Raw genomic sequence first — 12,000 nt, forward strand, 5'->3', positions numbered from 1 at the left:
GACGAAGGCTCCTTTCGAAGTGCTTTCATACGTATTAGTCTAACATTGTTTCGAAAATACGAAAAGATTTGCGTGTATTCATGCTATAATTTTTAGGTTAGAGAGGAGGGACGCCGTGAATCGCATGAAACCATTGCGTGAACTAAGAAAATCGTACTTTTTCCAAATTACGTTCATCATCATCATTATTTTAGCACTTGTCATTTCATCACTTGCCTTCTCTGCTGACCGCGTCACGGTGTCTCGAGCAGAAGAATTGGCGAAAGAGCAATTTGATTACGCCATCGATGACAGTATTGAGAATGTGGAGTCCCAACTTGGGAAATTGTATGAGGATTTAGTTTACTTAGGCGCTTACGTTGGAAATGAGCCATGGATTGAAGAACGGATCCGAACAGGATATTTGAATCAACGCACGAGTTTTACGTCCATCTTTTATTATGATGTCAATCAAGACTCATTTAAATGGTACTCGGAGCGACAAGTCGCCTCTTCTGTATTGAAACGCGATCCGAAGTTTACGGAAGTATTGACTGCAAGTGGAAAAGAACTATATATGAGTGACCCTGTGATGATCAGTGGGGATATGGGAACTTTCCTATACGTTCCGGTCATCGAAGAGAACCGACCAATCGGTATTTTTGGGGGGAGCATTAGTGTCTTGAACTCTGACTTGTATCGTCGTTCGTTGGAATCTGCGAATGATGACATGATTCTATACTTGTTAGATGAGCAAGGCGAAGTGTTGACGACTTCGTTCAACTTGGTCACAGATGCAGAGCGTCGGATATCGCGTGAAGTCATCGACGAAGCATTAAATCGAAGCGAACGGACAATCTTGAGTACGGATGAAGATACGGTAATGTTTGAACCGGATGCAAGAGTCAGTGGATGGAGCATGCTCGCAAAACATCAAAATGACTCCGTCTATGAAACGGTCTACGACACGCGTTGGCAGTATTTGATGATTGCGCTCGTTACATTCTTCCTGAGCATTCTCGTTGGATTGTTGCTTTCCCGGACGTTAACGAATCCGCTTGTCGAGCTGGTCAATCAAATTAAACAACAACAATCGCTCGGAACGATCTCGTTGGAAAGAACCGGTTCGAAAGAAGTGGAGACGCTACTCGACACGTATAACGATTATGCACAACGGATGGAAACGTCACGACGTGAACAGTTGAGTCAGCAACAGTTGATTTTGCATCAAGAAAAATTAGCCTCACTCGGTCAATTGGCCGCGGGAATTGCCCATGAAATTCGAAATCCTCTAACTCCCGTCCACATCACGTTACAAATGGTGCGCGAGGGTCAAGGTAGCTCAGATATGGTGGATGTCGCCATCAAAGAACTGGAGCGGGCGAATGATTTGATTTCAACGATGTTGACGCTCGCCAAACCAGATCAGGCTGGTAAAAACGAAGATTGGATCAACATGTTAGACTTTGCGAAACGACTTGAATTTTTAATGGATGCCGAATGTTACAAACGACCGACAAAATGGGAATTACTTGTACCGAACGACATGCCTCCATTTTATGCATCCTTTGATATGCTCGTTCAAATCATCTACAACCTCTTCAAAAATGCGGTCGATGCCGTCGAATCAAAAGGGGCTGAAGGTAGTGTCGTCGTGACGGTCCTCTTTACGGAGCAGGAATATCGCTTCTTGATTGAAGATAACGGGATTGGCATGAGTGAGGAACAACTCAAGACAGTTGGTTCCGCCTTCAATACGACGAAGGAAAGTGGGAATGGTCTAGGGATCTATATGATTCAAGAGTACTTGAAGAGCGTTAACGGTGCGATGGAGATTGATAGTGTGATGAACAAGGGGACCGCGATTTTAATCAAAATCCCAAGGAGACAACCGTCATGAAAGGACTAAAACATTATTGGCTTTGGTTACCGGTCGTGTGGGCCATGACGATTCTCCTCATTACCTCGATTCAACTCCCAGAGCAAAAAACGAATGAAAAAGAAGTCGGATTTGTGTTTGTCAGTGATAAACATGAGCATGCGAATAAACTACTGGACTCGTTCGTGCATACAGCAAACCAAAAAGGGTTCATCCCGATTCCGACCACGAGTGAAGACTCGCGTGTCCTTGAAAAAGAAAAACTAGATTCATTGATTGACCGGGGTGTCGAGGCCATCTTTTTGACGACTCTCGATGACACGTTCATTCAACCCTCATTAGAACGCGCAAAACGAAAAAACATTCCGATTATTGCGATTGACCGTATGATTGATCATCCGAGTGTGCTCACATCCGTCGTTTCCGACAATGTCGATATCGGTCGGATGGCGGCCGAACAAATTGCTGCCAAGTATAGTGAGCTCGAACGTCCGATTCGCGTGGTCGAAGTGAGGGGGACGCCGAAAGTTCGCTCCACGATGGACCGAAGTCTTGGTATCCGAGAGTACGAAAAGCAACATGGCGACGATTTTCAGATCATTGCATCCATCACCGGGAACTATGACACATTCCAAGCTGAAATCGAGATGTCACGTTGGTTAGAAGAAAAGATTCCGTTTGATGCAATCTTTTCACACAATGACGATAATACGTTTGGTGTCGTCCGGGCTTTAGAAAGTCATGGTTTGACGGACAAGACGATCGTTTCGGTCGACGGGATTTCAGATATCTATCCGCTCATTCAAAATGGGAAGGTCAATGCCACTGTCGTGCAGTCACCGAACGAGATGATGGAAGTCGGCTTCAAAGCACTCGAACAACATTTAAATGGAAAGAAAATTGCCAAACACTATTATTCATCGAGTTATTTATATGAAGGTGTGGCAAAAGATTGATTGACAAATCATTTGATTCCGCTATGCTAGGAAAAGTGGAAAGAAACAGGAGGTGTATCGATTGAACAGCTTCCAACAGTTCAAATTGCTACCGTTTATGGTTGATGCGTTAACCGAAAAGCGCATTACGAAACCGACCGATATACAAGCCCGAATTATTCCGGCTGCCTTGAATGGTCGAGATATTATTGGAAAATCACAGACAGGAACGGGTAAAACACTTGCGTTCTTGTTACCGATCGTTGAAGCGATCAACCCAGAAGATGCTTCAGTTCAAGCAATCGTCGTCGCACCGACACGCGAACTCGCTTGGCAGATTCATGAAGAATTGAAATCGATTCTTATTAAAAACCCAGATTACATCAAATCGAGTTTGATTGTCGGAGGGACAGACCGCGAACGTCAGATCGATAAGATGAAAAATCCACCACAGTTGATCATCGGGACACCGGGACGAATCCTTGATCTCATGAAAGCACAGGCGTTATTCCCGCACAAAGTGACACACTTTGTCGTCGATGAAGCCGATCAAATGCTCGATATGGGATTCTTGCCCGAGGTCGACCGCATCGCACAGGCGCTTCCTGAAAAACTACAAACGATGGTCTTCTCAGCGACGATTCCTGAGAACCTTGAACCGTTCTTGAAGAAGTACCTTCATGACCCACGCTTTGCAGAGGCGAGCCCAGAACATCGCGTCGCACCAAAAATCAAGCACCACGTGATTCCAGTACGTCACCGTGACCGTAAAGAATTGACTGTCGAAATTGCGAAAGCAATCAATCCATTCGTTTGTCTCGTGTTCACCAATACGAAACAAGAGGCAGATGAGTTGGAGACGTCGTTCCGCGAAGCAGGTCTAAACGTCGGTACGTTGCATGGTGACATGCAGGCACGTCGCCGCAAACAAGCCATCAAGGACATCAATGATGCGAAATATCAGTATGTGATTGCTACGGATTTAGCGGCTCGCGGTATCGATATTTCAGGAGTCTCTCACGTCATCAACCACGGGATTCCGAAAGACCTTGATTTCTATACGCACCGTGTCGGTCGTACGGGACGTGCGGGCGCATCAGGTGAGGCGTACACACTATATGAGGACCATGAGAATGGACCAATCAACAGACTTGAAGAACGTGGGTTCGAATTCACTCATGTGGACTTGCGCAACGGTTCGATTCAACCGATCAAGACACGTCGTCGTCGCCAAACAGACCGGAAGATGAAGGTCTCACACACGGCTCATAGTCGGATGGCCGGTGAAATCAAGAAGGCGAAGAAGAAAGTGAAGCCTGGCTATAAGAAGAAATTCAAGTATAAGTTGAAAGAGACGGCATCACGTGAGCATATGCAACAGCAACGCTCGGATCGCCGTGCAGCACGTAAGAAAAATAAACGATAATGTTTGGGAGAATCGACTTCTTGGAGTCGGTTCTTCTTTTTGTGTACACTAGAGATAGAAGATGATGAAGGGAAGATGAGGATGTTAAAAATAGGTTCACACGTTTCGGTATCAGGTAAAAAGATGTTGTTAGCAGGGAGTGAAGAGGCTGTCTCTTACGGGGCGAATACGATGATGGTGTATACAGGTGCGCCCCAAAACACACGCCGTAAACCCATTGAAGATTTAAATATTGAGGCAGCACTCAAACATATGGCCGCACATGACATCGAAGAGATTGTTGTTCACGCTCCATATATCATCAATCTCGGGAATACGACGAAACCTGAGACGTTTGAATTGGCCGTCTCTTTCTTAACTCAGGAATTAAAGCGGGCAGAAGCACTCCAAGTGGCTCGCCACGTCGTTCTTCACCCGGGCGCTCATGTCGGAGCGGGAGAAGAAATCGGTCTCGCTCGAATCATCGAAGGATTGAATGAAGTGTTGACTGGCGACGAACAAGTAAAGATTGCGCTTGAGACGATGGCAGGGAAAGGAAGCGAACTTGGTAAGACGTTTGAAGAGCTTGCGACCATCATTGATGGCGTGACGCACAATGATCGACTCTCAGTTTGCTTTGATACGTGTCACGTCCATGATGCAGGATATGACTTAGTCGGTGACTTAGACGGCGTCATTGAACAATTCGATCGCATCGTCGGACTCGACCGTCTCGGAGTGATTCATGTAAATGATTCGAAGAATGTGCGCGGTGCAAAAAAAGACCGTCATGAAAACATTGGCTACGGAGAGATTGGATTTGATACGCTAAATCGTATTATTCATCACGAGGCATTTGCGCATCTACCGAAAATTCTAGAAACGCCATATATCCCGATTAGCGAAAAAACAAAAGTCGCTCCATATAAACAAGAGATTGAAATGTTCCGTGCCAATCAATTTGATGCCGAGTGGCGTGAACGATTCACGCTCGCTCATCAATAAGCGATGAACGTCCTACAAGTCGATCCAAAGCGATATGATGTCTGGAACGCATTCCCGACTTATTTTCTTGAACAGAGTCCGGTTTATGTAAAGGGGTCCGTGACGACACCGACAGCATTTATCGAAGTGATGGGGCATGGCATCGTGGCGGAAGCAGAGGTGTTACTTGAAGAGACGATTGAGCGACCAGACGATCCGTATTGGCTCGGAGAGAGACAGGGAGGGGTGGCGCTGTATTCCTTAGTCGACCTGTTACAACTTCATTTTCATCATCCGCTCTTGCAAGTGGGAATGTATGAGGGGGATGAACCGTACGAGTCGATTCGAACAAAATGGAATGACGGCTATCATGTACCATCGTCTAAATGGACGAAAGCGTCATATGAGGCGCACTTGTTTCGAGAAAAACTCTTAGCACCAAAGTCTCATGTGACGACTTGTGCGAGCTGTCATGTAAACCTAGCTGAACGATTTGGGAAAGAGGCGTATCACTTGATTGAGTATCACTTGACAGAGGAACGTGGCATCTGGGTTTGTCCGACCTGTCATAAAGCCATTCATACATTAGACTAAATAATAAAAGATGCCCCTTTTTGAGGGCATCTTTTATTAGAATGGCCAGTTCGATACAGCAAATTGATAAACCTTCATTCCGAGGAACACCCCGAAAATCCCAACAACTCCTGGTAATACCGGTGGGGCAGGGAGTGGCAGTTTGAGTGCAGTGAAGATGGCACCACAAATCAAGCCGGCGAGTAATGATAGTAAAATCTCCTGCATAAATAATTCCTCCATCTCTAAATGAAAGCGCTTCATAATAACTGAATCGAATTTATTATACAACGAGTTTTCTTATTTGAGAAGTCTAACATCAGTCATCCGTCATTTTCTCGTTCTCGGCCCGAAGGCGGAGCACTTCTCGTTCCGCCCAATTTGACGGTTCTCGTTCAAATACGCTAGGTATGTTGTTCCATCGACCACCTGTATATTGATGGATGATAATTTGAGATTGAATCTCTTCCTCGTTGGTCTCACGTTTCACGTATACATAGCGGCCGTCAGAACGTTGTCTTCTTGCTTTCACATTATCGACGAGTTGAAGGGCCATCATATCTTTGATGTATGTTTTATGTGATGCGTTCAAGATAGGGAAGAGTATCTCAATCCGTTTTTTCATATTTCGTGTCATCCAGTCCGCAGAGGAACAGTACAAGTCTTCTTTTCCATTTTGGTAAAAATAAAAGATTCGGGAATGTTCGAGATATCGGTCGATGATCGAGATGACTTTGATGTTTTCAGAGACCCCTTTAATTCCCGGTCGTAAGCAACAAATGCCTCGGACAATCAAATCGATTTTCACTCCCGCGGACGAAGCATCATACAATTTTGTGATGATGGCCCGGTCCGTGATCGAGTTCATCTTAGCGACGATGCGACCGTTGCCGTACTTTTCATGCAGTTTGATCTCATCATCGATTTTATTCAAGAAGAAGTCTTTCATGTCGTCAGGCGACGTCTCGAACTGATGCCAAGATGGTCGTTCCCCATAACCGGATAACCAGTTGAAAAAGTTCGTTGCATCTTCAGCGAGTTCTTCATTTGTGGTGAGGAGCCCAATGTCTGTGTACAGCTTGGCGGTTGAATCGTTATAGTTACCGGTTCCGAGATGAATGAACCGTTGCAACACACCACCTTCTAGAATGCGAACGACGAGGGTGATTTTTGAGTGTGTCTTCAGTTCTTTATAGCCGTAGATGACGTGAGCCCCGGCTTTCTCAAGTTGCTTCGCCCATTGAATGTTTTTTTCTTCATCAAAACGTGCTTTTAGTTCGACGAGGACAGTGACTTGTTTTCCGCTCTCGGCTGCATCAGTCAAGGCTTTGATGATGGGAGAGTCCCCGGAGACGCGATAGAGTGTCTGCTTGATTGCCAAGACGTTCGGGTCTTTGGCGGCTTGAACGATAAAACGGACGATTGGATCGAATGAATGATACGGGTGATGGAGCAGATAATCCTGTTTAGCGATACTTTGGAATAAATCTTTGCCCGATTCAAGACCTTCTGGGATAAATGGGATCAACGTTTCATTGATCATGTCATCATATTCCATCCCGATCTGATTGTAGATCCCAAACAGGAAGGTCAAGTCGATCGGACCGTCGACAATAAAGATATCCCGGTCATGTAAGTCAAGGACGTCTTGTAGCATGAACAACAGTTCTTTTCGTAACGATCGTTGCTGTACCTCGAGTCGGATGGCAACCCCATATCTTCTCTTCTTCAACTCTTTTTCGATTTGTTTCAAGACGTCACGACTGCCCTCTTCGTGAAACGGCATGTCCGCGTTCCGCGTAATTCGGAATGGCATCGTGGACTCGACGACAAATCCTTTGAAGAGTGAGTCGATGTATTGAATGATCAAATCCTCAAGTAAAATCAAATCGGTATGTTCTTCATCATCGGTAGGTAGTTCCAGATACCGCGGAAGAACGGATGGCACTTGAACGAGGGCGAGTCGTTTTTTTCCTTCGCCATTCGAGGCAATCTCGACAGCAATATTCAGTGACTTAGATAAGAGCATTGGGAACGGACGATAGGCGTCGACTGCAATCGGTGTCAGGACAGGGAATACGTGCGTTCGAAAGTACTCTTTCACGAAGTCTTGTTGAGTCTTGTTCAAATGTTTCGTCCGTAAGAAGCGGACGTGCTGATTCGATAACTGTTTCGTGATTTTTTTATATGTCGCATATTGTGTCTCGACGAGTTCTTGCGCTCGCATCGAAATGGATTTGATCTGCTGTTTTGGAGTGAGGCCCGTCTTATCTTCCGGACGGTTGAAACCGGCAAGGACCTCATCTTTCAATCCACCGACTCGTACCATATAAAATTCATCAAGGTTAGAACTGAAAATCGCCAAAAATTTCAATCGTTCCATCAATGGATTTCGTTCATCCATCGCCTCTTCGAGAACACGTTCGTTAAAGTCGAGCCAGCTGAGTTCACGGTTGTTAAAATGTTCATTCGTATATTCGGACATGGTTACTCCTCCTCGCTCAAGACAATCTCAATCGATTGATCAATTGCGCGTTCTAAATGCTTTTTATGGCGAGTGCTTCGCTGCAACTCAAAACGTGCGGAACCATTTGTATCTAGCGTAAGTGTGAGACCGTCCTTTGTACTAGTAACATGGATGTCCGTCACAATCTGACGCTCTGTCAAGTCGAGGGCATCGACGAGTTTTACGATCGAGCCTAGTAGTTCTAAACTCTTCAATAACTTTTGATCAAACCATTTCGGGAAAGCCTCGATATGTTGTTCCAATACTCGTTTTGATTTGAAGGATGTGACGAGGGCAAGAGCGAGTCGATCCTCGTTGTTTAGTCCTTTGAAATCGTTTGTGGTGATCAGATGGAACGTGTGGTCACTCTTATTGTTGTGATCGATATATTCACCGACATAGGCAAGGCGGCAGGCACCTTCAAGAAGACCAGGCTCAAATGGTTTCGGTTTAATCGCTTTCACTTCAATTAATCCGGTATACAACTGTCGGGCCAATCGGATGAGATGTTGATGACGAGTCGGGTTCACGTCGTATTGTTTTTCAAAATGACGAAAACTTTCTTCTTTCACATCGGCAAAACGAACTTTATCATGCTCATGTAAATAGTTTTCATAGAAGAGACCTTCACGGAGTCCATTGTTACTCATCGTGAACTCAGGTACTTTCAAATATTTAGCGAGCTCGCCGATTGCTGTCACGGCAGGCGCGATGATGTCGACCCGGTCTTTTGACAGCCCATCCAAACGTCCGAGTTGTTTGCTCGACATTCCGACGAGTTCATCTATGACGTCCTCCAACTGTTCAGCAGAAATCGTATACTGATGGATTCCTTCAAGCGGGAAGTTCGATATGGTCTGTTCGACCCGGACTAAGTTACGAGCCGTCCCACCGACACCGACAAGTGGGACACCATGTGGTTCGAGCCATTCAATTTCTTTGAATGCCTTCTTTAAGTATGCGGTCAACGCTTTCCGCTCGTCTTTCGTCATCGTCTCATCTTTCATGAATTCTTTCGTTAACGTCACGGCACCGAACGGAAAACTGTGATAAAAGACGAGCTCTCGGTTCTGAAAGTATGTGACTTCCATTGATCCCCCACCAATATCGACAGAATATCCATCTTCCACATAGGTAGAGTTGACGATGGCCGAATATCCGTAAAATGCTTCTTCGTAATCGCTCAACAGGCGGATGGTCATCCCAGTAGATTGTTTGACATTCTGCAAAATCTCATCTGAGTTATTTGCGTTTCGAATGGCTGCCGTCGCTACTGGGAGCACATCGGTAACGTGATGATGGTCGTTCAACTCTTTAAAGTGACGTAACGTATCGATGAGTGAAGCGATTCCTTCTTCAGTCATTTCATTCGCATCACTAATATGGCTGGACAATCGCGCGACTTCTTTCACATTTAACCGTTCGAAGTATTGTCCTTCCTCGTTCACTTCGAAGATGACGTTTCGAATCGAGTTGGATCCGATATCAATAACTGCCAGTTTCTTTTCCATAAAACCATTCCCTTCATAATACTAGTGTAATCGACAAGGTTTTGAACGAACATACGATTTACGTGAATTTTACCATTTGGCTAGATGAAACCAGTCTTGCTTGAAGGTGTGCGTAATATTCTGTATAATACAAACGCCTAGAAAGTAGAAATGATTACGATTTAACATATGAGAGAAGGGATTAGATGACTACATCTGTCGTCAAATTAAACGAGGTGTCTTATTTCTATGATGGGACACCGGCCTTACAAAACGTATCGATTGATATTCGGCAAGGGGACTTTGTCGCAATCGTCGGAGAAAACGGTTCTGGGAAGTCGACTTTGATTCGAACCATTCTTGGATTACTGAACCCGCAAAAAGGGTCGGTCGAATTGTTCGGCAAGCCCATTTCGCAGTTTAAAGACAAGTCTCGTATCAGTTACGTTTCCCAAAAAGCGGCTTCCTTTAACTCGGGATTCCCGGTTACCGTCGAAGAAGTAGTCGCGATGGGTAGATATGGACGTCTCGGTTTATTCAAACGTTTGAAGATGGAAGACCAGGCAGCGATTCAAAATGCGTTACAAACAGTCAACATGTGGCAGTATCGTCATCGGAAAATTGGAGATCTATCCGGAGGACAACAACAGCGCGTCTTTATCGCCCGAGCGATGGTCAACCAACCTGATCTATTGATTCTCGATGAGCCGACCGTCGGTGTGGACCAAAAACACTTACAAGATTTTTATGAAGTCTTGCATATGCTTCGTGAACATACGACTTGTACGTTCGTCCTCGTCACCCACGATTTAAACGTGGTGACCGACCTCGTCACGAAAGTCGTCCACCTCGACCGCGGACGATTGGCATGTAATTGTGGACTGAGAGAATACAGCGAGCTCGGAGAACTCGCATCATCCATCAAACCTTATCCTGTTAAAGTACTTGTTCACGAGGGAACGACATGATCACAGATCTTTGGACATATAGTTTTTTACGTTATGCGTTCATTGCGGCACTTGTGATCGGGTTTACCGCACCGCTCATCGGTTCATTTATCGTGGTGAGACGGATGAGCTTGATTGCCGATGCATTGTCACACATGACGCTTGCCGGAATTTCATTCAGTTTATTTCTCGGACAATATATCGCTCTATTCGCTGATCTTAACCCCCTTTATATGGGAACGCTCATCTCTGTATTGGCGGCGTTAGGGCTCAACTGGCTTCGAGGGAAATATGTGCACTTCCAGGAACTATCCATTCCGATCATGATGTCCGCAGGAATGGGACTCAGTGCCATCTTTATCTCGCTATCGCGAGGATTCTCGGTCGACTTGTCCACACTCTTGTTCGGGTCGATCTCTGCCGTGAGTCAGTCGGACATCACATTGATTGTCAGTGTGGCCGTCTTGACGTTTCTTGTGATCTTTATCTTCTATAAGCAGTTGTTGTTCTTATCGTTTGATGAAGAGCAGGCAAAAGTGTCGGGATTACCGAGTACGATGCTTCATCTGTTATTCATGTTCATCGTAGCGCTTGTGATTGCCGTCAGCATGCGAATTGTCGGAACGCTTCTCGTATCAAGCTTGATTACGTTACCCGTCGCAGCGGCGCTACGCTTTACATCGAGCTTCAAACAGACCATTCTCTGGTCCATCATCTTCGGAGAGGTCGCGACAATTGGTGGGCTCGTCCTTGCGTATGATCTCGATGTCGCTCCAGGCGGTGTCATCGTATTGATTGCGGTCGGTATTTTAGCAGCCGTCATGGCACTTGAGAAAGTCATGAGTTTCAAGAAAAAGGAGGTACAACATGAATGAGACTGAACAATTGAATCGTCTGCGTGCATCTTCTTTAAAAGTGACGCCGAAACGTCTTGAAATGTATGCTTATCTCTCTGAAGAAGATCGATATATCAGTGCGAAGGAAGTACTCGAGTACATGCGAGACAAACATCCGACGATGAGTTTTGACACGGTATATCGCAACTTGAAGTCGTTCGCGGAAGAAGGGTTACTTGAAGCGACGGAACTCGATGGTGAGAAATCCTTTCGAGTCACCTGCAGTGCGGCACATCACCATCATCATTTGATCTGTCGGAGCTGCGGGAAGACGAAACTGCTCGATTTATGTCCGATGCGCTTCGTAGAGGCGCTCGACCCTGAATTTGAAGTGGTCGATCATAAATTTGAGATATATGGGTATTGTAAAGAATGTAAGCAAAAGGGATTGATTTGATTCAATCCC

11 protein-coding genes are annotated in these 12,000 nt (G+C 45.4%); 8 read left to right on the plus strand and 3 right to left on the minus strand.

The features are described 5' to 3' along the window. Window positions 1–124: 124 nt before the first annotated feature. The 5 genes from KNO70_RS04820 to KNO70_RS04840 all read left to right on the plus strand — a co-directional run bounded on the left by KNO70_RS04820 (window position 125) and on the right by KNO70_RS04840 (window position 5,776). Window positions 125–1,879: a sensor histidine kinase gene (locus KNO70_RS04820; protein ID WP_251024933.1), complete on the plus strand. Its 1,755-nt coding sequence runs from the start codon at window positions 125–127 to the stop codon at window positions 1,877–1,879. Then, window positions 1,876–2,814, plus strand: a complete 939-nt coding sequence (locus tag KNO70_RS04825; protein WP_078147145.1) for a sugar ABC transporter substrate-binding protein — start codon at window positions 1,876–1,878, stop codon at window positions 2,812–2,814. The genes KNO70_RS04820 and KNO70_RS04825 overlap by 4 nt, the downstream gene beginning before the upstream one ends. Before the next feature lie 61 nt (window positions 2,815–2,875). Then, a complete protein-coding gene (locus KNO70_RS04830) occupies window positions 2,876–4,219 on the plus strand; it encodes a DEAD/DEAH box helicase (RefSeq protein WP_012726633.1) in 1,344 nt (447 codons plus the stop codon). A gap of 81 nt (window positions 4,220–4,300) precedes the next feature. Then, entirely contained in the window at window positions 4,301–5,203 is a 903-nt protein-coding gene (locus KNO70_RS04835; protein WP_214684011.1) for a deoxyribonuclease IV, read from the plus strand. A 3-nt stretch (window positions 5,204–5,206) separates the two neighbouring features. Beyond that, on the plus strand, window positions 5,207–5,776 hold the full coding sequence (locus KNO70_RS04840; RefSeq protein WP_214684012.1) for a hypothetical protein: 570 nt from the start codon (window positions 5,207–5,209) through the stop codon (window positions 5,774–5,776). A 36-nt stretch (window positions 5,777–5,812) separates the two neighbouring features. Here the strand turns inward: KNO70_RS04840 and KNO70_RS04845 are convergent, their stop codons facing one another. From KNO70_RS04845 to KNO70_RS04855, 3 genes are all read right to left on the minus strand, one after another. After that, on the minus strand, window positions 5,813–5,983 hold the full coding sequence (locus KNO70_RS04845) for a DUF1427 family protein (protein ID WP_214686970.1): 171 nt from the start codon (window positions 5,981–5,983) through the stop codon (window positions 5,813–5,815). Between the two features lie 91 nt (window positions 5,984–6,074). Further along, a complete protein-coding gene (locus KNO70_RS04850; protein ID WP_078147142.1) occupies window positions 6,075–8,240 on the minus strand; it encodes an RNA degradosome polyphosphate kinase in 2,166 nt (721 codons plus the stop codon). A gap of 2 nt (window positions 8,241–8,242) precedes the next feature. After that, window positions 8,243–9,772, minus strand: a complete 1,530-nt coding sequence (locus KNO70_RS04855) for a Ppx/GppA family phosphatase (RefSeq protein WP_078147141.1) — start codon at window positions 9,770–9,772, stop codon at window positions 8,243–8,245. A gap of 185 nt (window positions 9,773–9,957) precedes the next feature. Here KNO70_RS04855 and KNO70_RS04860 point away from each other — a divergent pair, with 185 nt between their 5' ends. The 3 genes from KNO70_RS04860 to KNO70_RS04870 are packed head-to-tail and all read left to right on the plus strand — an operon-like array spanning window position 9,958 to window position 11,991. Then, window positions 9,958–10,719 carry a metal ABC transporter ATP-binding protein gene (locus tag KNO70_RS04860; protein WP_214730490.1) on the plus strand — a complete coding sequence of 254 codons (762 nt, stop codon included), beginning with the start codon at window positions 9,958–9,960 and terminating at the stop codon, window positions 10,717–10,719. Beyond that, window positions 10,716–11,573, plus strand: a complete 858-nt coding sequence (locus KNO70_RS04865) for a metal ABC transporter permease (protein ID WP_012726626.1) — start codon at window positions 10,716–10,718, stop codon at window positions 11,571–11,573. The genes KNO70_RS04860 and KNO70_RS04865 overlap by 4 nt, the downstream gene beginning before the upstream one ends. Beyond that, window positions 11,566–11,991 carry a Fur family transcriptional regulator gene (locus KNO70_RS04870; protein ID WP_012726625.1) on the plus strand — a complete coding sequence of 142 codons (426 nt, stop codon included), beginning with the start codon at window positions 11,566–11,568 and terminating at the stop codon, window positions 11,989–11,991. Before KNO70_RS04865 ends, KNO70_RS04870 begins: the two co-directional genes overlap by 8 nt. The last annotated feature ends 9 nt before the right edge of the window (window positions 11,992–12,000 follow it).

The organism is Exiguobacterium sp. s181 (genome assembly GCF_018617125.1).
GTDB classification, from domain to species: Bacteria; Bacillota; Bacilli; order Exiguobacteriales; family Exiguobacteriaceae; genus Exiguobacterium; species Exiguobacterium profundum.